This window comes from Streptomyces sp. NBC_00258, assembly GCF_036182465.1.
Lineage (GTDB): Bacteria > Actinomycetota > Actinomycetes > Streptomycetales > Streptomycetaceae > Streptomyces.
Genome location: NZ_CP108081.1, coordinates 7,588,340 through 7,608,933, shown reverse-complemented (window position 1 = coordinate 7,608,933; position 20,594 = coordinate 7,588,340). Strand labels below are relative to the sequence as shown.

At 70.4% G+C, this 20,594-nt stretch carries 17 protein-coding genes and 2 tRNA genes; 7 read left to right on the top strand and 12 right to left on the bottom strand.

Annotated features, from left to right (window positions below):
• The first annotated feature begins 58 nt into the window (after positions 1 to 58).
• A tRNA-Lys gene (locus OG718_RS33910) sits at positions 59 to 132 on the top strand.
• An 83-nt stretch (positions 133 to 215) separates the two neighbouring features.
• Here OG718_RS33910 and OG718_RS33905 read toward each other — a convergent pair.
• The 6 genes from OG718_RS33905 to OG718_RS33880 all read right to left on the bottom strand — a co-directional run bounded on the left by OG718_RS33905 (position 216) and on the right by OG718_RS33880 (position 6,636).
• The gene (locus OG718_RS33905) at positions 216 to 1,877 is read right to left on the bottom strand and encodes a long-chain-fatty-acid--CoA ligase (RefSeq protein ID WP_328845955.1); all 1,662 of its coding nucleotides are present in this window, start codon (positions 1,875 to 1,877) and stop codon (positions 216 to 218) included.
• A 58-nt stretch (positions 1,878 to 1,935) separates the two neighbouring features.
• The gene (locus OG718_RS33900; protein WP_313904858.1) at positions 1,936 to 2,412 is read right to left on the bottom strand and encodes a hypothetical protein; all 477 of its coding nucleotides are present in this window, start codon (positions 2,410 to 2,412) and stop codon (positions 1,936 to 1,938) included.
• 171 nt (positions 2,413 to 2,583) lie between these two features.
• Positions 2,584 to 3,186 (bottom strand): lytic polysaccharide monooxygenase auxiliary activity family 9 protein, encoded by a 603-nt coding sequence (locus OG718_RS33895; protein ID WP_143632518.1) that lies wholly within the window; start codon positions 3,184 to 3,186, stop codon positions 2,584 to 2,586.
• Positions 3,187 to 3,282: 96 nt separating this feature from the next.
• Entirely contained in the window at positions 3,283 to 4,005 is a 723-nt protein-coding gene (locus OG718_RS33890) for a nucleoside/nucleotide kinase family protein (RefSeq protein WP_328845954.1), read from the bottom strand.
• Positions 3,992 to 5,164: an SPFH domain-containing protein gene (locus OG718_RS33885; protein ID WP_328845953.1), complete on the bottom strand. Its 1,173-nt coding sequence runs from the start codon at positions 5,162 to 5,164 to the stop codon at positions 3,992 to 3,994. Before OG718_RS33885 ends, OG718_RS33890 begins: the two co-directional genes overlap by 14 nt.
• A 101-nt stretch (positions 5,165 to 5,265) precedes the next feature.
• Positions 5,266 to 6,636, bottom strand: coding sequence for a peptidoglycan-binding protein (locus OG718_RS33880; RefSeq protein WP_328845952.1), 1,371 nt, complete (start codon positions 6,634 to 6,636; stop codon positions 5,266 to 5,268).
• Between the two features lie 325 nt (positions 6,637 to 6,961).
• Between OG718_RS33880 and OG718_RS33875 the strand changes: the two genes are divergently transcribed.
• The 4 genes from OG718_RS33875 to OG718_RS33860 all read left to right on the top strand — a co-directional run bounded on the left by OG718_RS33875 (position 6,962) and on the right by OG718_RS33860 (position 12,186).
• A tRNA-Lys gene (locus OG718_RS33875) sits at positions 6,962 to 7,038 on the top strand.
• Positions 7,039 to 7,134: 96 nt separating this feature from the next.
• Positions 7,135 to 7,845: a FadR/GntR family transcriptional regulator gene (locus tag OG718_RS33870; protein WP_143632526.1), complete on the top strand. Its 711-nt coding sequence runs from the start codon at positions 7,135 to 7,137 to the stop codon at positions 7,843 to 7,845.
• A gap of 315 nt (positions 7,846 to 8,160) precedes the next feature.
• Positions 8,161 to 10,152: a glycosyltransferase family 2 protein gene (locus OG718_RS33865; protein ID WP_143632528.1), complete on the top strand. Its 1,992-nt coding sequence runs from the start codon at positions 8,161 to 8,163 to the stop codon at positions 10,150 to 10,152.
• Positions 10,153 to 10,248: 96 nt separating this feature from the next.
• A complete protein-coding gene (locus OG718_RS33860; RefSeq protein ID WP_143632530.1) occupies positions 10,249 to 12,186 on the top strand; it encodes a kelch motif-containing protein in 1,938 nt (645 codons plus the stop codon).
• A gap of 105 nt (positions 12,187 to 12,291) precedes the next feature.
• On the opposite strand, the gene OG718_RS33855 is transcribed toward OG718_RS33860, so the two are convergent.
• The 6 genes from OG718_RS33855 to OG718_RS33830 all read right to left on the bottom strand — a co-directional run bounded on the left by OG718_RS33855 (position 12,292) and on the right by OG718_RS33830 (position 18,760).
• On the bottom strand, positions 12,292 to 13,338 hold the full coding sequence (locus OG718_RS33855) for a glycoside hydrolase family 6 protein (RefSeq protein WP_328845951.1): 1,047 nt from the start codon (positions 13,336 to 13,338) through the stop codon (positions 12,292 to 12,294).
• 670 nt (positions 13,339 to 14,008) lie between these two features.
• Positions 14,009 to 14,674, bottom strand: a complete 666-nt coding sequence (locus OG718_RS33850) for a class F sortase (protein WP_143632535.1) — start codon at positions 14,672 to 14,674, stop codon at positions 14,009 to 14,011.
• Between the two features lie 6 nt (positions 14,675 to 14,680).
• Positions 14,681 to 15,307 carry a hypothetical protein gene (locus OG718_RS33845; protein ID WP_143632537.1) on the bottom strand — a complete coding sequence of 209 codons (627 nt, stop codon included), beginning with the start codon at positions 15,305 to 15,307 and terminating at the stop codon, positions 14,681 to 14,683.
• Positions 15,308 to 15,447: 140 nt separating this feature from the next.
• Complete coding sequence (locus OG718_RS33840) at positions 15,448 to 16,227, bottom strand: HAD-IIA family hydrolase (RefSeq protein WP_143632539.1); 780 nt, start codon at positions 16,225 to 16,227, stop codon at positions 15,448 to 15,450.
• Between the two features lie 169 nt (positions 16,228 to 16,396).
• Positions 16,397 to 17,104: a hypothetical protein gene (locus OG718_RS33835; protein WP_328845950.1), complete on the bottom strand. Its 708-nt coding sequence runs from the start codon at positions 17,102 to 17,104 to the stop codon at positions 16,397 to 16,399.
• Positions 17,105 to 17,602: 498 nt separating this feature from the next.
• On the bottom strand, positions 17,603 to 18,760 hold the full coding sequence (locus tag OG718_RS33830; RefSeq protein WP_328845949.1) for an ROK family transcriptional regulator: 1,158 nt from the start codon (positions 18,758 to 18,760) through the stop codon (positions 17,603 to 17,605).
• Between the two features lie 131 nt (positions 18,761 to 18,891).
• Here OG718_RS33830 and OG718_RS33825 point away from each other — a divergent pair, with 131 nt between their 5' ends.
• Both OG718_RS33825 and OG718_RS33820 read left to right on the top strand, forming a co-directional pair.
• Positions 18,892 to 20,013, top strand: coding sequence for a Gfo/Idh/MocA family protein (locus OG718_RS33825; RefSeq protein ID WP_143632543.1), 1,122 nt, complete (start codon positions 18,892 to 18,894; stop codon positions 20,011 to 20,013).
• A complete protein-coding gene (locus OG718_RS33820; protein ID WP_328845948.1) occupies positions 20,010 to 20,498 on the top strand; it encodes a heme-degrading domain-containing protein in 489 nt (162 codons plus the stop codon). Before OG718_RS33825 ends, OG718_RS33820 begins: the two co-directional genes overlap by 4 nt.
• Positions 20,499 to 20,594 lie beyond the last annotated feature (96 nt).

Here is a 20,594-nt window from a genome sequence, read left to right as displayed (position 1 = left end):
TCGGACCAGGTATTATTTTTTCTGTCGCCAGCCGCGAAAAGCGGTTGGCGAGAGTCATGCGCCGCTAGCTCAGTTGGTTAGAGCAGCTGACTCTTAATCAGCGGGTCCGGGGTTCGAGTCCCTGGCGGCGCACAACACGAAGGCCTCCGCGCGAGCGGGGGCCTTTCGCGTACCTTCCCTGAGCCCTGTCGAGGACCTCGACAGGTCCGGCCGCCCTACCTCACCAGCAGTTCCTCGCGCCCCCGCGCCCGGTACCGCGCCATCAGCTCCGCCAGGTCCGCCTCGCCCAGCCGTCGGTACGCGGACTCCCCCGGCGGCCGCCACCACACCGGATCCACGCACCGGAACCCCTCCCGCCGCAGCCCCACCCGGTGGATCTTGTTGGTGGCGGTGACCGGCATGCGGTCCACGATCCGTACGAAGCGGGGGGCCATCTTGGTGCCCAGGTCCGGCTGGGCATGCAGGAACGTCCCGAAGGCGACGGGGTCGAAGGAGCCGGCCACGGTGGCCATCACCTGGTCGCCTGCCACCGGGTCGGGTACGGCGTAGACGGCCACGGCGTCCGCGCCCTCGTAGCGGGCGAGGATGTTCTCGATCACCGCGGCCGCCAGGTTCTCGCTGTCGACGCGGAGCCGGTCGTCCGTGCGCCCCGCGAAGTACAGGAACCCGTCGGCGTCCCGGTAGAAGAGGTCCCCGGTCCAGTACCAGCCGCCCTTCTGCCGGGCCGCCTCCGCCGCCTCGTTCCGCCAGTAGCCCTCGAAGGGGTTGGGCCCGCGGTTCACCAGCTCCCCTATCGCCTCACGCCCGTTGAGCAGCCTGCCGTCGGCCCCGAAATCCGCCGCGGGGCACTCCGCCCGGCTCACCGGGTCGACCACCGCGAGATCGTCGCCGGGCGCGGCCCGCCCGATCGCCCCCTTCGGCGTGCCGGGCGTCCGCTGGATCGCCGCCCCGCCCTCGGAGGACCCGTACCCCTCCACCAGCCGCACCCCGAACCGCTCCTCGAAGGCGGCCGCGTCCACCGCCCCCGCCTCCGTCCCGAAGCCCGTGCGCAGCGGGTTGTCCCGGTCGTCGGCCCGGGCCGGGGTGGCCAGGATGTACTGCACGGCCCGTCCCACGTATGTGAAGTACGTGGCCCCGTACGCCCGTACGTCCGAAAGGAAGCCCGAGGCCGAGAAGCGTCGCCGCAGGGCGACTCCCGCGCCGGCCGCGAGGGCGGGTGCCCAGTCCGCGATGACCGCGTTGCCGTGGAACATCGGCATGCAGATGTAGTGCACGTCGTCCGCGCGCACCCCGAAGTGGTCGACGAGTGACCGCCCGGCCGCCGCGAGCCGCCCCTGTGAGCAGATCGCCGCCTTGGGCGCCCCGGTCGAGCCGGAGGTGAAGTACAGGAGGAGACGGCTCTCCGGACCGGCCCGCGCCGGCTCGGGGCGCGCGTCCGCGTACGGCGCGAGCAGCCGCTCGTACGCCTCGGTGTCGGTCACCAGCAGCCGTACGCCCGGGAGTTCGAGTCCGTCGAGGAGCGGGAGGTGTGCCTGCTCGGTGACCAGGACGCGGCACTCGGTGTGCAGGATGTCGCGGGCGAGTTCGGGACCGCGGCGGGTGGGATTGATCCCGGCGACGGCCGCGCCCGCCAGAGCGGCCGCGCTCAGCCACAGCGGGTATTCGGGGGTGTTGTCGAGCAGCACACCCACGTGCGGTTCAGCGCCGGGCGGCAGCAGGTCCCTCAGCAGCGCGGCCCGCGCCGCCGCGCCCGCGGCCACCTGGTGGTGGGTCAGGGTCCGCTCCTCGAACCACAGCCCCGGCCGGTGGTCGCCCCACCGGTCCTGCACGAGCTCCGCGACGGTCCGCGCGCCGGTCCCCACGCTCCTGGATCCCATGGAGGCGCACCATAATTGACGGGGCGTCAGATGTGGAGGGTCAGGTGCGGAAGGGTGGTCACGGCACCTTGTTGTACGGCCTGTCGTCGATCGAGGGAGGCTCGTCCACGTGGGAGACGGAGGAGTTGTCGCCGAAGGCCTCGGTGTACGTGACCATGAAGCCGACGCAGAACACCACGATCACGGAGAGGAACGCCAGGATGCCCACGGTGGAGGCCGTGTTCCTGACGTGGCCCGGCGCCTGGGCCGTGGCCTTCACCATCTCACCCTCGGCGTAGTGCACGACGACGATGTCGCCCTCGACCGTCGTGCCCGGCCCGCCCTCCTCCTCGAAACGGATGGTGCGCCCGTCCCTGGCCGTGAACTCGTACACGTGGTGCAGCGTCGTGCGCACGGAGGAGTCACCGCTGCCGCCGCTGGTCGTCGTGTACGTGCGCAGGCAGCGCGCCTCCGCGGTCAGCCCGCTGTTCCAGGCCCGCCTGAGCTCAAACGCCCGGCGGATCACCCTGACCGCCAGGAATACGGTCACGGCCATGATCAGGCCAGGCACCGCATAGAACATGAAGTCCATCGACGTCCCCCGATGTTCGGTACAGCTCCACGCACGCCGTCATGGTCATGTCGACGTGCGTGGAACCTACCCGTGGGGGGTGGGCATGAGCCTCAAGAGATGCTCAGAGTTGCGCGGCGAACGGGTGGCGGGCGCTCAGAACGTCACGTCCGAGCAGGCGTAGAAGGCGTTCCCCGTGTCGGCGATCGTCCACACCGCGAGGATGACGTGGTGACCGCTCTTGCCGGTCGGCAGGGTGCCGCTGTGCGAGAGCGTCGCCGGCGGCTGGCCGCTGTAGGGGACGGTCAGGAACGGGGCCGTGACCAGCGCGGACCGGGTCAGCGGAGCGTTCTGGTTCCAGCCGTTCTTGGTGACGTAGTACTTGAAGTCGGTCGTGGAGTGCCGGGCCGTGAACTGCCAGCGGAAGGTGTAGCTCTGCCCGCCGCTGACCCTGGTCGTCGGCCAGGCACCGCCCGAGGGCGTCGTCGCCTTGTCGAGCGCGCCGAAGTTGCCGTGGTTCGCGGAGCAGATCTGCCCGTCCGCGGGCCCGGCCGCCGGGAAGCCCTTGGGCCCCTCGACGCTCTGGGGCTCCCACTGGATGTCGCCGCAGTTGGTCACGGAGCCGTTCTGGCAGAGCTTCTGCCGGCTGATGGGGAGGTCGGTGTAGCCGTGGCCGGTGGCGCCACCACTGGAGAGCACGAGCGCTCCCGTGGTGGCGAGGCCGACCGCGGCGGCGTACAACTTCGTCTTTTTCCGCATGCTGCCGCTCCTGGAGAACGTGGGGGAAGTTCCGTGAGCTGTGCGTGCGCATCGCGATGCGTGTGGCGATGATTCAGGTCTAGACCAAGTCCCAGATTATTGCTGAGCCTTGAACATGTCCATACCAATAGTGGAGAGGATTCGGTGGCAGCGGTCCCGCGACTTCTCCACGAGCTCCCCGTTGGGATCGTCGTTGGTCACGACCCAGTCCCGCGCCTGCGCCTCGTCCCTCCCACCCGCCAACTGCCGCTCCACCAGCCTCACCTGACGCACGTCCCCGGGCGCCTCGACGTACCAGCACTCCCCCATGAACACATACGCCTCCCGCCATCCCGGCATGTCGCAGGCGAGGTAGTTCCCCTCCGTGACGATCAGCCGGGCCGCCGGGGGCACCACATGCCGTGCGGCGACCGGTTCGTCGAGCGTGCGGTCGTAGTCCGGTACGTAGATGTCGCGGCCGGTCTCGTCCAGGACCCGGCGCAGCAGATCGACGTATCCCCACACGTCGAAGCTCGGCTCGGAGCCCTTGCGGGCGGTCAGGCCGAGGCGCTCCAGCTGGGCGTTGGAGAGATGGAAGCCGTCGAGCGGCAGATAGGCGGCCCCCTCCCCCAGGTGCGCGACGAGGGCGCGGGCGAGGGTCGACTTGCCGGCGCCGGGCGGGCCTGCGAGGCCCAGCACGGCGCGCGGTGTTCCGTCGGTCAGGCTCCAGGCGTCCGAGGCGAGCCCGGCGAGGGTGAGGCGGTCTCCGGCGGGGGTGCGCTGTTCGCCGGCAGGGGTGCGGTGTTGGGCAGCGGGGGTGCGGCGGTCATCGATCTCCATGTCCCGTATAGAACGCCACCGTCAGATCCTTCACCAGAGCCTTGCGCTCGTAGTCGTCGAGTTCGACGAGGCCGCGCACGGTCAGCCGGGTCACCGTGTCCTCGACGGAGTCGACGACCGACGTGAGGACCTTGTCGCGGTGCTGGGCGTCGAGTGCCGCGATCCGGCGGCGCTGCATCACGGCGGCGACCTCGGGGGCGTACTCGACGCGCAGCGGCTGTGCGGAGAACACCTGGAGGCCGGCCGCCGCCGCGTCCGCGGCCACGATCCGGGTCAGTGAGTCGCCGACGGCCTCGGTGTTGCGCAGGGTCGCGGAGTCGGCGGCCCTCGGCGAGTTCGGCGCGACATCGGCGGGCAGTTGCGCGAGCACCCGGGCGAGCGCCGCCTCCACGCACTCGCGCAGATACCGCTGGTGGTCCTCGACGCCGAGCGCGGCGCGCGCGGTGTCCCGCACCCGCCAGACGACGAGCACGACGACCCTGAGCGCGACCCCGTTCGCGTCGACCGCGGGCATCGGGTCGCTGCGCCAGTGCCGAAGGCGTACGTCGATCCGGCGGCGCAGCACCAGCGGGTTCACCCACATGAGTCCGGTGCGCCGGACCGTGCCCCGGTAGCGGCCGAAGAGGCCGAGCACCCAGGCGCGTCCGGTACGGCCGCGGGCCAGCCCGCCGAACCCGAACAGGGTGAGCGCCCCGGTCCCGGCGAGCGCCGCCCACTGCGGTCCGCCGAGCCCGGCACTCGGACGCACCGGCAGCCCCAGCGCGTCCACGGCGAGCGGCGGCAGCACGCCCGCCCACCACGACGCGAGGACGCAGCCGGCCGCGCCGACGGCACCGGCCAGTACCCCGGCCAGGCCCGGCAGTACGCCCGCGGGCCGCTCCACCAGGTCGGGGTCGACCTCCACCACCGGCCGCGGCCGCACCGGGGCGGGCGGGCGCCGGGCGACCCTCGGCTGCTCGCCGGTGCCGCGCCGCCGGCTCACGACGGCGGGCGCGAGCGGTACGGACACCGGCTCGGGCTCGTCGCGGAACAGCAGGTGGACCGGGATCTCGGTGGTCGCCTCGTTGTGGATGAGCCGCGCCCCGCGGCCACCCGCCTCCCGTCCACCCGCCTCTGGTGTCCCCTCGAACTCCGGGGACTGTTCAGTCGTCGTACTCATACGTGCCTCCGTGCCTCCGCGCCAGGAAGAACTGTCATGAGGGAAGTGCCGTCAGGAGCCGTCCGAACGGGTCCGGGTCCTCATCCGAACGGCCCGGCTCCTCAGGAGAAGAGCCGCCGCCAGGTCTCCGGCCCCGGGTAGCCGTCGGCCGCACCGCCGCGCCACCCCTGCGCACGCTGGAACGCCTCGACGTTGCGCCGGTCGCCCTCGCCCCAGCGCGGTCCCGGCCCCTGCGTGTAGTGCTTGCCGAACCCCTTCCTCACCAGCTGCTTCCCGAGCCGGGTGACGTACTCGTTGCTGGCGCCCGGCCGGAACAACGCCCGCCCGGGGTAGCCGGGGACGCCGTGCGAGGCGACACCTCCGGCCGGGGGACGTCCGGGTTTGCCGGAACTGCCGCCGCTCGGGGCGACGATGTCCCGTCCCTTGTCGCTCACCAGGTACGCCCAGGTCGTCGGCCCCGGGAACCCGTCCGCGTCCGCACCTGTCCAGCCCTGCGCCCGCTGGAACGCCTCGGTGGCCCTGCGGTCCGCCTCCGACCAGCGCGGCCCGGGCCCCGCCGAGTAGTACGCGCTCGCGCCCCGCTCGACGAGCATCCGCCCCAGCCGGGTGACGCTGGCGTTGCTCGCCCCGGGCCCGAAGGCCGCCGGACCGGGGTAGGGCGGTGCCGCCGGTTTCGTCCCCGGAGAGGTGACGGGGGTGTTCGGAGTCTTCGGGTCGGCGGGCGAATCCGGCCCCTCACCCTCCGTTCCCCCTTTCAGCCCCTTGTAGCGGTACGCCAGATAGCGGTCCGAATACTTCCAGTAGGCGTACGGGGTGGCCTGCTTGCGGGCGCGCGGGCGGGCCTCCTCGTACGCGATGTAATAGTCCTGCGTGTAATCCGTCCAGCCCCCGAAAATCACGACGTGCGACCCCTTCTCGGGGTCCGCCGGATTGTGGAACAGGAGAATGTCACCGGGCTCCAGCTGCTCCCGGGGAATCCGGACGCCGAACTTGTCGAGGCTGCCCGTCCATTCGTTCCCGCCGAGGTTCCAGGCCATCGAGACGAAGCCCGAGCAGTCCTGGCGGTACCCGTCGGACCAGTACGCGCTCATGCTGTAGGGCACCTCGGCGGCGACCCACTCCTTGGCCCGGTTGATGATCTCGGACCGGGTCGTCGGGGGTGTCCTGATCTTGGCCGGAACGCCTCCGGGGCCGTGGAGCGGGGCCTTGCCGCCCTGCGGTGTGTCGGGTTCGTCGGCCGCGGGGGCGCCGGGCAGCCGCGGGGCGTGCGCGGCTGCCGCGACGGCCGGTACGACGTGGCCCGCGCCGAGCGCCGTGCCCGCCGCGGCGGCCAGGACGAGCGCCCGGTGGGCCGCCGGGTGGCCGCCGAATCCGGTGGCCGCGGAATGGGGCAGCACAAGCCGCCAGTGCTTACATCCGGGGCAATCACAGTCGCTCTCGGGATCGAATTCCTCGAATACCGGAGCCGCCATGCGATTCCCCTCACACTCCTGGTGGAAAAGTCCGCGCTTCTGCACGTCCGTCAGTTTCTCAACTGTCACCGGGTGTCGCATGTTGACGGTCCAAATGATGTAAGCGGGATGCCTCCGGCGGTTCGGCAGGGGGGTTGTTTTTTGTCTGCGGGTGGGTGGGGGCTGGTCGCGCAGTTCCCCGCGCCCCTGAAGGGGCGCAGCCGACGCACCGGCCCCAGCCATCTCGGGGGCGCGGGGAACTGCGCGATCAGCCCCCACCGGCCCGCACACGTGCATGGAGGGCCGGGGCACCCCCCGACACCAGGTAAGATCTGCGGAGCAGCACGCGCCGCTAGCTCAGTTGGTTAGAGCAGCTGACTCTTAATCAGCGGGTCCGGGGTTCGAGTCCCTGGCGGCGCACCACCGAAGAGGCTCCTCGTCATCGCGAGGAGCCTCTTCGCATGCGGCCGAAACTCCATCGCGTATGGCCGAACCCTTTCGGCCCGCTACCCTCTGGCCATGGCGCGCGACCTCCAGGAGCGGATCAAGAAGCTCATCATTGACCGCCGGCTGCCCTCGGGCGCCGTACTCCCGACCGAGCCCGAGCTCATGGAGCTGCTCGGCGCGAGCCGCAATTCCGTGCGCGAGGCGCTGAAGGCGCTCCAGGCGATGGGCATCGTCGAGATCCGGCACGGCTTCGGCACCTACGTCGGGCCGATGTCCATGGCCCCGATGATCGAGGGCCTCGCCTTCCGCACGGTCGCCGGGCACTACCGGGGCGACGACAGCCTCCTCCAGCTCCTCCAGCTGCGCGAGGCCGTGGAGACCGGGCTGATCGTCCGGCTCGCGGGCCGGGTCCCGGCGGACGATCTCGCCGAACTGGATGCCCTGGTGGACCGCATGGACGCGGAGGCGGCGGCCGGCACCGGTCTCGCGGACACGGACCGCGCCTTTCACGCCACTCTCTACCGGGGCCTGGGCAACCTGCTGCTGAGCGAACTCCTGGAGGCCTTCTGGGACGCCTTCCACCGCGTACGCACGGATCTCGTGGAGCTGCCGCAGGATCCGAAGGTCACCTGTCGGCAGCACCGGGAGATCCTCGACGCGGTGCGCTCCGGCGACGCCACCCGGGCGGAGGACGCGATAAGAGAACACTTCGGCAACATCCGTACCCGCTTGACCGTAACCACACCGAACGAGACCATCAGACACCCCAATGAACGCGTATGACCGGTAAACACCGTGTTTCGCATCTTGCGATCATGATGAACGGCGTAGAACCCTGGGCGACAAGAGGCTGCGGTTACAGGGCAGTTGGGGGCTTGGAACCGGTTGCGTGCGAAGGCGGGGAATAGGGGCCCCGTTCATGAACGGATGTCGAGGGGGGCATCATGCAACCGGAAGGCCGGTGCGCCGTGTCTATAGGGTATGTGGATGATGTGGTGGCGGGGGCCTGCTGTTGATGCGCCTGTGAATGTCTAGGGGGACATGAGCAGGCGAACGGAACAACGAGCACGCGATGGTTCGCGTGTGGGGGGATGACTCATGACGTCGACGCCGACGGGCGCCCGGCAGAACTCCGATCCGTCCGAGACCACCCAACTGAGGGTGCCGTCACAGACTCGGACCGGCAGCTTCCGGAGAATCAAGAAAACACTGCCGAGATACGACTACGAGCACTACAGCAGGCTTGCGGGGCCTCTCACACAGCCCGATCCGACCCAGCCGTACCAGGTGCAGTACCGCTCGCTGCTCTCGCAGGAGCCGCACCGGCTGCGCGCCGCCCTGATGCTGGGTGCCGCGCCGCTGCTGTCGCTCGTGCTGCTGGCCTGGCTGCTCCAGCCCACGCACTGGACCGAGCGGGACTATCCCGCGTACGACTTCCTGCCCACGCTCGACATGGTCATGCTGGTCTCGATCGGTCTGATCGAGCTGTTCCGCTGCATGAACGTGCTGTCGAACGCGCACGCCACGCTGGTCGCCCGCGACCCGATCCCGGTGGTGCCCGAGACCGGTACGAGAGTGGCCTTCCTCACCTCCTTCGTGCCCGGCAAGGAGCCGCTGGAGATGGTGACGAAGACCCTCGAAGCCGCGGTCAAGATCCGCCACCGCGGCCTCATGCACGTCTGGCTGCTCGACGAGGGCAACGACCCCGAGGTCCGGGACGTCTGCGAGCGCCTCGGCGTGCACCACTTCTCCCGCAAGGGCGTCGCGAAGTGGAACATGCCCAAGGGCCCGCACCGCGCCAAGACCAAGCACGGCAACTACAACGCCTGGCTGGACGCGCACGGCGACAACTACGACTACTTCGCCTCCGTCGACACCGACCACGTGCCGCTGCCGAACTACCTGGAGCGGATGCTCGGCTTCTTCCGCGACCCGAACGTCGGCTTCGTGATCGGCCCGCAGGTCTACGGCAACTACGACAACCCGATCACCAAGGCCGCCGAGTCGCAGCAGTTCCTGTTCCACGCGCTGATCCAGCGGGCCGGCAACGCCTACGGCTCCCCGATGTTCGTCGGCACGTCCAACGCCGTACGCATCAAGGCGCTGAAGCAGATCGGCGGTCTGTACGACTCGATCACCGAGGACATGGCGACCGGCTTCGAGATCCACCGCCACAAGAACCCGGCGACGGGCAAGAAGTGGCGCTCGGTCTACACGCCGGACGTGCTGGCCGTCGGTGAGGGCCCGAACGCCTGGACGGACTTCTTCACCCAGCAGATGCGCTGGTCGCGAGGGACGTACGAGACGATCCTCAAGCAGTACTGGAAGGGCTGGTACTCGCTTCCGCCGAGCAAGCTCTTCAACTACACGATGATGATCATCTTCTACCCGATGTCGGCCCTCAACTGGCTTCTGGCGGCGCTGAGCTGTGCGCTGTTCCTGGGCCTGGGCGCCTCGGGTGTGAACATCGACCCGGCGATCTGGCTGATGCTCTACGGCAACGCCTCGGCGCTGCAGATCGGTCTCTACGTCTGGAACCGCCGCCACAACGTCTCGCCGCACGAGCCGGAGGGCTCCGGCGGTGTGGCCGGCATGATCATGTCCGCGCTGTCGGCGCCGCTCTACGCGAAGGCACTGATCGACTCCGTGCTGCGTCGCAAGAGCAAGTTCGTGGTCACCCCGAAGGGCGATTCCGCGAGCCCCGACACCTGGTTCGGGACCTTCCGGTACCACTGGTACTTCATCCTGATCTTCGCCGGCTCGATCGCCGCCGGCTTCGTCTACGGTCACGCCCACCCGGCGATGATCATCTGGGCGTCGTTCGCGCTGCTGATCACCGCCTCGCCGATGTTCGCCTGGCGCTGGATGATGCGGCAGGACAAGAAGGGGCGGAAGCACCGGCAGGGCGGTCCCCAGGACCCGCCCGCGCCCCCGCAGGACAGCCGCATTCCCCACCAGCCACAGAGTTCACAGCAGCCTCCGGTCGCACCGCACACGCCCCAGCAGAAGCCGAGCTGGGCGGCAGGCGGGGGCAACGACCAGACCGTGCAGATCGCCCTTGGGGGACGGCAGCACCAATCCGGGGGCTGAGTTCCGTCAGCGGCTCCGCCGCGTCCCCCGGCCCCGGCCCCCCAGCCGGAAAAGCCTTGTACGCCAGTCATCGAGACAAGTTAGACGGGAAATGAAGTGAAAGACGGTTCCAGCCGCCGCCGCGCCCGCCGCATCGCGATAGGTGCGGCGGTGGTGCTTGCGCTGGCCGGGATGAACGGTCCCGCGCTCTACCGCTTCGGGTCGGACCAGTACCACGAGTACAAGATCAACAGACCTGAGTACAAGGCCGACAACGGCAAGTGGGACATCGTCGAGTTCCCGGAGGAGTACCGGCTCAACACCATCCACGCCGCGCTCCTGCACACCGGCAAGATCCTGCTGATCGCGGGCTCCGGCAACAACCAGGACAACTTCGACGCGAAGAAGTTCGACACACGTGTCTGGGACCCGGTCAAGAAGACGATCAAGAAGGTTCCGACGCCGGCCGACCTGTTCTGCACGGGCCATACGCAACTGCCCAACGGCAACCTGCTGATCGCGGGCGGCACCAAGCGGTACGAGAAGCTCAAGGGCGACATCACCAAGGCCGGCGGCCTGATGGTCGTCCACAACGAGAACCCGGACAAGCCGATCACCCTGCCCGCGGGCACCCGCTTCACGGGCAAGGAGGGCGGCAAGACGTTCGTGTCGAAGGACCCGGTCGTCGTCGAGCGGGCCAAGAAGGTCTTCGACCCGGACACCGGCAAGTTCCTGCGCAACGAGCCCGGCCTGGGCCGGATCTACGTCGAGGCGCAGAAGAGCGGCAAGAAGTACGAGACGGGTACGCAGGACAACTACCGCGTGCAGGGCCTGTCGGGCGCCGAAGCGCGCAACACGTACGGCATCGCCGAGAAGCTCGCCCTGGACAAGAAGGACTTCCAGGGCATCAAGGACGCCTACGAGTTCGACCCGGTCGCCGAGAAGTACATCAAGGTCGACCCGATGAACGAGGCGCGCTGGTACCCGACGCTCACCACCCTGTCCGACGGCAAGATCCTCAGCCTCTCCGGACTGGACGAGATCGGCCAGCTCGTGCCGGGCAAGAACGAGGTGTACGACCCCAAGACCAAGAAGTGGACGTACACCAAGGGCGTCAGGCAGTTCCCGACCTACCCGGCGATCTCCCTGATGCAGAACGGCAAGCTGTTCTACTCGGGCGCGAACGCCGGTTACGGCCCCGACGACGTCGGCCGTGACCCGGGCATCTGGGACCTGAAGACGAACAAGTTCAACAAACTCAAGGGCATGTCCGACCCGAAGCTCCTGGAGACCGCGGGCACGGTGCTGCTGCCGCCCGCGCAGGACGAGAAGTACATGGTGATCGGCGGTGGCGGGGTCGGCGAGTCCGAGCGGTCCAGCAAGAAGACCCGCATCATCGACCTGCTGGCCGACGACCCGAAGTTCGTCGACGGTCCCGAGCTGGAGAAGGGTACGCGCTACCCGCAGTACTCGATCCTGCCCAACGACGACGTGCTGGTGTCCGGCGGCTCGGAGGACTACCGCGGCCGCGGTGCCTCCAACATCCTCCAGGCGCGGATGTACGACTCGAAGTCCAACGACTTCAAGCGGGTCGCCGACCCGCTGGTGGGCCGGAACTACCACTCGGGCTCGATCCTGCTGCCCGACGGCCGCGTGATGTTCTTCGGCTCGGACTCGCTCTACGCCGACAAGGGCAACACCAAGCCGGGCAAGTTCGAGCAGCGCGTGGAGATCTATACGCCGCCGTACCTGTACCAGGGTTCGCGGCCCTCCCTCTCGGGCGGTCCCAAGACCATCGAGCGCGGCGGCACCGGGACGTTCACCTCGCAGCACGCCTCGTCGATCAAGTCGGCCCGGCTGATCCGGCCGAGCGCGTCGACCCACGTCACCGACGTCGACCAGCGGTCCATCGCGCTGGACTTCACGAAGACGAAGAACGGCATCGAGGTCACCATCCCCAAGAGCCGCAACCTCGTCGAGTCCGGCTGGTACATGCTGTTCGTCACGGACGACCAGGGCACCCCGAGCAAGGCCCAGTGGGTCAAGATTCCCTGACCCGCCGAGCGTGACACGACTGGGGGCGCCCTCCTTTGCGGAGGGCGCCCCCAGTCACGTAGGGATGTTGCTCGCGGTCACCTACCGGCTGTTGCCCGCGGGCTGCTACTTGGTCGCCTTCGCGAGCTTGAGCGCGTACTCGGGCCACCACTGGCCGGCCTTCGGGCCGCCCTTGCACGTGCCGTCGGACTCGCCGGGCCGCTTGACCCACACGTACGCGTCGACGAGGTCGTCGTCGGTCTTGGTCGTGGGCGACTCGCCGAGCGCGCGGCCGGGCGGGTTGCACCAGTTCTCCGCCGGATCACCTTCCGTGTACGGGCCGTTGCCGTTGCGGCTGGTGTCGATCACGAACGGCTTGTTGCCGACCTTCGAGGACAGCTCCTTGCCGTACTTCGTGCTGTCGGCCGTCTTGTAGAAGTTGGACACGTTGACCGAGAAGCCGTCGGCCTGCTCGACGCCCGCCAGTTTCAGCGGCTCGGCGATGTCGTCGGTCTTGCCCCAGCCCGCGTTGCCCGCGTCCAGGTAGACCTTCGTGTTCTTCAGGGACTTGAACTTCTCGACCGCGCCCCGCAGAAGGTCGTAGCGCTCCTCGTGGAACTCGTCCGGGGTGCAGCCGTCCACCATGTGCAGCACGGCGTCCGGCTCCAGGATCACCGTGGTCGCACGGTCGCCGATGCCCTTGGCGACCTGGTCGATGAAGCCCCGGTACGCGTTGCCGTCCGCGGCGCCGCCGCCGGAGAACTGGCCGCAGTCGCGGTGCGGGATGTTGTAGACGACGAGCAGCGCGTCCCGGTCGGCCTTCGCGGCGGCCTCGGTGAAGCCGCGCGCCTCCTGCTCGGCGTTCTCCGGAGTGAGCCACTCACCGGTGGGCTGCTCTGCGATCTTGCGGATCAGTTCGGCGTCGTCCTTCTTGCCGTCCTTCACATATGTGGCCACCTGCTCGGCCGCGTTCCCATCGGGATTGACCCAGAACGGGTCCTTGTCCTTGGGCTGCTGGCTCACCTTGGCGCCCGACTCGTCCTTCTCGCCGTCGCCGTCGCCGTCCGAGGATGAACACCCCGCTAGCAGCAGCACAGCTCCGGCCACCGCCACGGACGCCTTTGCCACCCCTCCAGTGGCGAAAAGAGACACAGCCCCCCTGCTCCCGTACATCAAACTCCCCCTCGGGTGCACCGTCCGAAGTCCCAATCCTGACATAGGTGTCGGTCCGCCCACGAGCGCGCCCGCTCCTTGTCCACTAGCTGTTACACCCCCTCCGTGCCGGGTGGGCGCCGGACGGACGTGCGGGGGCGGTGGCCGGAGTCGGGAAGGGCGCGGACATGCACCGCAGCAGCCGGGAGGTCCGGCCGGGCCCCACCCGGTACCGGCCGCCGACGGGCCGGTTGCAGGAGGTGCTCTCCAGCTGCGTGCGCGTCGGTCGGGTCGCTGCCCCTCGACAAGGTCGCGACGGTCGTGATCGCGGGCTCGGAGGACCCCTCAGAGCTGCGCCGCGAGCACCCCGGACCTGCGTGGACCCCACGACCAGCTGCGCGGGTAACACAGCGCCACCGGTACGGGACTTGGCGTCAATCAGACCCTAGGCCGCAGCGCTCATCCGAACTAGAGTCTTGTCAGACGGCCCCGGCCCCGGCTGTCGGACCATTCGTGAGGCGCGTTCATGACGCGTGTACGGGCCCCTGAACCTCCCGTGCCGGCCGCCGGGTTACTCCCGCAGCCCGGGCGCCCACGGTCGAGGACCAGCCCGGTCGGCGGCTCCGGGGGGAGCGAGTCGTCGACCGGGCCAGGTGCGGTACGAGGAGTTCGGGCAAAGGCTGCTCGGGGCTCACAGACCGGTGCCGCTGAGGTACGCGGAGACGACCACGTTCGCCGTGTAGGTGCGGCTGGTCCGGTCGAAGGTGCCGCCGCAGGTGATCAGGCGCAGTTCGGCGCGGCCGGTCTGCCGTGTCCCGTACACCTTCTCGGCGTCGAAGCGGTCCCGGGCGAAGACCTGGACGTCCTCGACGGTGAACTCGGCGACCCTGCCGTCGTCGCGGATCACCCGGACCGTCTCGCCCGGCCGCACCTCGCTGAGGTGGTAGAAGACCGCGGGCCGGGTCTCGGTGTCCACGTGCCCAACGAGCAGCGCGGTCCCGGCCGCCCCGGGCCGCGCACCGTCCCCGTACCAGCCGACGGTCCCCGGCTGTCCGTACGGCGGCGGGTCGATCGCCCCGCGGGGGTCGAGCCCGCGGGTCACCACGGGTGCCTGTACGCCCAGCGCGGGGATGTCCACGCGCTGGGGCCGCGCGTCCCCCAACGGTTCGGCCGCGGGCGGCAGTTCGACTCCGAGGGGCCGCCCGACCGCTGCCACGTCACCCGTGGTCGGCGCGGATATGCCCTGGCGCACGTCGGTCACCTCGCGGCCCCACAGCCACAGCCCGAGGAGCAGCAGCGCCCAGGCCACGCCCATGAGCAGACGGCCGCCGCCGGAGGTGTGTTCCCGGTCGGACATGGCCGGTCAGTCCGTACCGCGGGTACTCCCGCGACTCCGACGGGAACTGCGGACCGCCACGGCGACGGCGGCGACACCGGCCAGGACCAGCCCGATCACCGCGTGCCGGGTGCCGGGCCCCTCCGAGCGGGCGTCGACGACGGCGAGCCGCGCGGACCCGCCGCCGCCCGCCTGCACGGGCGCGACCGGGGACGCGGGCGCGACGGGCGAAGCCGCCGAGTCCCCGGGCTGCTCCTCCTTCTGCTCCCGCTGTTCCTTCTTCTCGTTCTGTTCCTGCTTCTCCTGCTTCTCCCGCTGCTTCTTGTCGACGACGCTGATGGCGCCCTTGACCTTGTCCTCGAAGCCGTCGCAGGTGACCTTGACGTCGTACGTGCCGGGGTCGAGCGTCGAGCGGACGCGGGTCTCGCCGGTGAGGACCCCGGGCTTCCCGGTGAGCTGCGCGTCGGCGACGAACGCCTCGGACGCGGCGGTGCCCGACATCCCGGAGCAGCCCTGGACCCGCAGCCGGATGTCGCTGCCGGGGGCCGGGGACCCCGGGGTCACGGAGACTCCCCCGTCGGCCGCGTACGCGGTGGGGGCGAGTGCGGCGGCAGCCACCACCCCGGCACAGAGAGTCAGTCGCAGTGAACCCATCGTGAACCTCCAGATATCTGGAGCGTCCTCCTCGGGGCACGGGGACGCATCCGGGGAGGGGGTCCGCTGCTCCGTACGGGTGGCCGTCCCAGGCGGATGGCGCTCCCGTACGGACGGCTCACGGACGGCTCACGGATGGCTCAGACGCGGTCGACGAGGTCCGCGATGGAGTCGACGACCGTGGACGGACGGTAGGGGTACTTCTCGATCTCCGCCCGGCCGGTGAGACCGGTGAGGACGAGGAAGGTCTCCATGCCCGCCTCCAGGCCGGCCAGGACGTCCGTGTCCATCCGGTCGCCGATCATCGCGCTGGTCTCGGAGTGCGCCCCGATGGTGTTGAGTCCGGTACGCATCATCAGCGGGTTCGGCTTGCCCGCGAAGTACGGCTTCTTGCCGGTCGCCTTGGTGATCAGCGCGGCGACCGCGCCGGTGGCGGGCAGCGCGCCCTCGGCCGACGGGCCGGTCTCGTCGGGGTTCGTGGCGATGAAACGGGCGCCGTCGTTGATCAGCCGCACCGCCTTGGTCATGGCCTCGAAGGAGTACGTACGGGTCTCGCCCAGGACCACGTAGTCGGGGTCGTGGTCGGTCAGCACGTACCCGATGTCGTGCAGCGCGGTGGTCAGACCCGCCTCACCGATGACGTACGCGGAGCCGTCGGGGCGCTGGTCGTCCAGGAACTGGGCGGTGGCCAGGGCGGACGTCCAGATGTTCTCGACGGGCACGTCCAGGCCCATCCGCCGCAGCCGGGCGTGCAGGTCGCGGGCCGTGTAGATGGAGTTGTTGGTGAGCACCAGGAAGGGCTTCCCGGACTCCCTGAGCTTCTTTATGAAGGCGTCGGCGCCGGGGATCGGCACGCCCTCGTGGATGAGCACCCCGTCCATGTCGGTGAGCCACGATTCGATGGGCTTGCGCTCTGCCATGTGCCGTCTCCTGCCGTACGCGTGCTGCGTGAGCCGTGCGGGTCTGCCGCGGGTGTGGGGGACGCCGTCACAGCTGTGTGCCGACGCCTCCAGACTAGCCATCCGCCCGATCTTGGTGGAGGGGGCGGCAGCGGCCCGGGCAGAGAATCCCGCGGCTCCCGCGACTCCCTCAGCGCCTGCGGCGGGCCGCGAGCAGTGCGCCCAGTCCCGCGCCGAGGAGCAGGAGCGCGCCGGCGGTCGCGGCGAGGATCCCCCGGGTCGAGTGCAGCCCCGTCCGGGCCAGCTCCTCCGCGAAGGGAATCCCGTCCGGTACGCGCCCGGAGGCGTCGACACGGTCCCGGTCACCCGTGGTCCCTGCATCGTCCTTGCCGCCGACCTCGCCCCTCTCACCCCCTTCACGCTCCCCCTCGCCGAGGATGCGGAAGCGGTAGTCGTTCGACTGCCCGATCCAGTCACCGTCGTCGTCCCCCTGCCGCTGCACGACGGCGGCGTGCGCGACGACGTCGTTGGCCACGGCGTCCGAGGTGACCGCGAGCCGCACCTTGACGGAGAGGGTCGCACCGGGCGCCACGGTGAATCCGGGGAACGGAGCCTCTTCGGCCGCGGGTCCGTCGGCCGCACTCGCGGGGGAGCCGAGTACGCCGATGTTCTCGTCCTGCTCGGTCCGTTCGAAGCCGACGGGACGGGGCCGCTCCCCGTCGTAGAACTCGAGCCGCGGCTGCTCCGGCCGCAGGGCCCGCTTCCCGTCCACGAGGACGACGACCGGGTGGATGTTCCCGCAGGTCGCGTCGGTGGTGTTGGTGAGATCGATGTACCAGGTCCGGAACCCGCCCCCGGCGTCGTACTCGGCGGGCCCGCCATGGATCCGCGTACGCACGGGAAACTCCCCGTTCCCCGGCTCGGCACAGGTCGGCCGACCCGGCCGTTGGTCCACCCCCGCCGCGGCATCGGCGGACACGGGAACGAGGGCGGCTGCAGCACTGACAGCGAGACACACGGGCTTGCTCAGTCGCATGGACACGGGAGCCTGCCACGCCCTCACCCCCCACCGACCCCGGCACGCTGACACGGGGCCCGTTCGGGGAACGGATTGCGCCCGGTCGGGGCAGCGCACGGCTGCGGCGGGGCAGGCCTGGGCTGGGGATGAGGCTGGGCTGGGGCTGGCCTGGGCCTGCGCAGGGCTGAGGATGGGGCTGGGGTGGGCTGGAGTGGGCTGGAGTGGGCTGGGCTGGGCTGGGCCGTTATAGCGGGGCCGAGGCCGATCCACCTAGGGGCGCGGGGAACTGCGCGACAAGCCACGACGGACCAGCACCCGACAACGGACCCGTACCCGACACCGAACCCGCGGAAGCCACAAGCCCCCGCACCAAAGAACTCACCCCTCGCCCCGCCCGAACAACGGCACCAACAACAACTGAGCCGCCCCCTCGGCAACCCCCCGCCCCCCGCCGGAGGCAACCCGTACGGGAACGGACACCCCCACCCCCTCCCGCCGAGCCCGGGCATCGAGCACCGTCCCGACCCCCCGCACGAACCGCGCCGACTCCGCCGCAACCGTGCGTCCGCCCAGCAGCACAACGTCGATGTCCAGAAGCCCCACAAGGTTCGCGGCGCCCTCGCCGAGAACACGCGCCGCCTCGTCCACGTCCCCCCGGGCCACCGCCGCGAGGCACAACGCCTCGACGCACCCCCGGTTGCCGCAGGAGCAGGGCGGCCCGTCCAGCTGGATGACTTGGTGCCCGAACTCGCCCGCCCCGGTACGGGACCCGCGATGCACGGCCCCGCCGAGTACCAGCCCGGCCCCCAGCCCCGTACCGAGATGGAGATACGCGAAGGCCCCGGCCTCACCCTCGACCGCCAGCCCGAGCGCCGCGGCGTTCGTGTCCTTGTCCAGCACGACCGGCGCACCGAGCCGCCGCGCCAGCGCGTCGCGCAGCGGGAAGCCGTCCCACTCGGGAAACCCGGTCACCCGGTGCAGCACTCCATGCGTGTGATCGAGGGGCCCGGGCATGGCGACACCGACCCCGAGAACGGTGGCCCCGGCACCTCCCTGCCCCTCCGCACTCGTCCCCAGCCCCAGCCCCAGCCCCGCCACGACCTCCCCGAACTCCGCCACGACCACGTCCAGCACGGCGTCCGCCCCGGCCCCCAGATCCAGCGGAGCACACCGCTCCCCCACGACCGCCCCCGTGAGATCGACGAGCACGACCCGCAGCTCGTCCCGGTCGAGATGCATCCCCACCGCATGCCCGGCCTCGGGCACCAGCCGCAGCACCGTGCGCGGCTTGCCGCCCGTGGAGGCCTGGCGCCCGGCCTCGGTCACCAGCCCGTCCTCCCGAAGGCGGGCGGTGATCTTGCTGACGGCCTGAGGCGTCAGCCCCGTACGCTCCGCGAGTTCGAGGCGGCTCATCCCCGTACGCCCGGCGCGCCGCAGCAGATCGAGCAGCAGGGCGGCGTTGTGACTGCGCAGCGCGAGCAGGTTCACCCCGCCGCCCACCCGGGCCGCTCCGGAACCAGCCCCGATCCCAGCCACTCAGATCCTCCTTGTGCCGCGTGCGCCTGTACCGCATGCCCCTGCACCACGTGCGCCTGTACCCCGTGCGTCCACACCCCCATTGTCCCCCGCGCTTGCACTTTGGCAACAGCGTTGCTTAAGTGGAGGGCATGACTGGTACAGGCACTGGCACCTCCCTCGGCGAAGGCCCCGTCCGCGAGGGTCCCTTCCGCGTAGGCCTCGTCGGCTACGGTCTCGCGGGCTCCGTCTTCCACGCCCCGCTGATCGCCGCCACCGAGGGCCTCACCCTCGACACGGTGGTCACGTCGAACGCGGACCGGCAGCAGCAGGCGAGGGACGAGTTCCCGGACGTACGGATCGCGGCGGCCCCCGACGAGCTCTGGCCGCGCGCCGACGAGCTGGACCTGATCGTCATCGCGTCCCCGAACAAGACGCACGTCCCGATCGCCACGGCCGCCCTCAAGGCGGGCCTGCCGGTCGTCGTCGACAAGCCGATCGCGGGCACGGCGGCGGACGCCCGCGAGCTCGCCGCCCTCGCCGACGAGCGCGGACTGCTTCTCTCCGTCTTCCAGAACCGCCGCTGGGACAACGACTTCCTGACCCTCCAGCAGCTGATCACCGAGGGCGGCCTCGGTGACGTCTACCGCTTCGAGTCCCGTTTCGAGCGCTGGCGCCCCGAACTCAAGGGCGGCTGGCGCGAGTCCGGCGACCCGGCAGAGGTCGGAGGTCTGCTGTTCGACCTCGGCAGCCACGTGGTCGACCAGGCTCTGGTCCTCTTCGGCCCGGCGGCCGCGGTGTACGCGGAGTCGGACGTACGCCGCCCGGGTGCCGAGGCGGACGACGACACGTTCATCGCGATCACGCACACGAACGGCGTCCGCTCCCACCTCTACGCCTCCGCGACGACCGCCCAACTCGGCCCGCGCTTCCGCACGCTGGGCTCGAAGGCCGGTTACGTGAAGTACGGCCTCGACCCCCAGGAGGCCGCCCTGCGCGACGGTGAGCGCCCGGTCGCGGGCAAGGAGAAGGAGTGGGGCGTCGAGCCGGAGGAGCTGTGGGGCCGCGTCGGCTCCGGCGAGTCCCCGGCGACCGGCGGAGGCACCCCGGTCCCGACCCTCCCGGGCGCCTACCCCGCGTACTACGCGGCCGTCGCCGCCGCCCTGAGCGGCACCGGCGAGAACCCGGTCACCGCACTGGAGGCCGCCGCCGCCCTGGACGTCCTGGAAGGCGCGCGCCGCTCGGCCCGCGAGAACGTGACGGTGACCCTGTGAGCGCCCCGACCGCACCGACCACCGCACCGACCGTCGCCGAACTGGAGGAGCAGGAGCGTCGCCTGACGCTCCCTCACTTCACGTACGACGACGCGTGGGCCCTCGGCACACTCCTCGTCGAACTGGCCCGCGAGCGCAACGCCCCGGTCGCCATCGACATCCGCCGCGGAGGCCAGCAGCTCTTCCACGCCGCCCTCCCGGGCTCCACCCCCGACAACGACGCCTGGATCGACCGCAAACGCCGGGTCGTCGACCGCTACGCCGCCTCGTCCCTCCTGGTCGGCACCCGCTTCCGAGCCAAGAACACGACGTTCGAGGACTCCTCCCGCCTGGACCCGGACGTGTACGCGGCCCACGGCGGAGCCTTCCCGATCACCGTCGAGGGCGCAGGCGTAATCGGCACGGTCGTGGTCTCCGGGCTACCCCAACTGGAGGACCACGCAATGGTGGTGGAGGCGCTGGAGCACTTCGCGGCAACGCTTTAAGGCACGGGGGACTCTTCAGGGGCGCGGGGAACTGCGCAATCTTTCGCTTTCAGGGGCGCGGGGAACTGCGCGGCCAGCCACAACGGCCCCGCACCC

Excerpts from the sequence above, each read along its gene's own strand:
- OG718_RS33905 (WP_328845955.1), bottom strand. The coding sequence starts at position 1,877 with ATGGGATCCAGGAGCGTGGGGACCGGCGCGCGGACCGTCGCGGAGCTC.
- OG718_RS33900 (WP_313904858.1), bottom strand. The coding sequence starts at position 2,412 with ATGGCCGTGACCGTATTCCTGGCGGTCAGGGTGATCCGCCGGGCGTTT.
- OG718_RS33895 (WP_143632518.1), bottom strand. The coding sequence starts at position 3,186 with ATGCGGAAAAAGACGAAGTTGTACGCCGCCGCGGTCGGCCTCGCCACC.
- OG718_RS33890 (WP_328845954.1), bottom strand. The coding sequence starts at position 4,005 with ATGGAGATCGATGACCGCCGCACCCCCGCTGCCCAACACCGCACCCCT.
- OG718_RS33885 (WP_328845953.1), bottom strand. The coding sequence starts at position 5,164 with ATGAGTACGACGACTGAACAGTCCCCGGAGTTCGAGGGGACACCAGAG.
- OG718_RS33880 (WP_328845952.1), bottom strand. The coding sequence starts at position 6,636 with ATGGCGGCTCCGGTATTCGAGGAATTCGATCCCGAGAGCGACTGTGAT.
- OG718_RS33870 (WP_143632526.1), top strand. The coding sequence starts at position 7,135 with ATGGCGCGCGACCTCCAGGAGCGGATCAAGAAGCTCATCATTGACCGC.
- OG718_RS33865 (WP_143632528.1), top strand. The coding sequence starts at position 8,161 with ATGACGTCGACGCCGACGGGCGCCCGGCAGAACTCCGATCCGTCCGAG.
- OG718_RS33855 (WP_328845951.1), bottom strand. The coding sequence starts at position 13,338 with ATGTACGGGAGCAGGGGGGCTGTGTCTCTTTTCGCCACTGGAGGGGTG.
- OG718_RS33850 (WP_143632535.1), bottom strand. The coding sequence starts at position 14,674 with ATGTCCGACCGGGAACACACCTCCGGCGGCGGCCGTCTGCTCATGGGC.
- OG718_RS33845 (WP_143632537.1), bottom strand. The coding sequence starts at position 15,307 with ATGGGTTCACTGCGACTGACTCTCTGTGCCGGGGTGGTGGCTGCCGCC.
- OG718_RS33840 (WP_143632539.1), bottom strand. The coding sequence starts at position 16,227 with ATGGCAGAGCGCAAGCCCATCGAATCGTGGCTCACCGACATGGACGGG.
- OG718_RS33825 (WP_143632543.1), top strand. The coding sequence starts at position 18,892 with ATGACTGGTACAGGCACTGGCACCTCCCTCGGCGAAGGCCCCGTCCGC.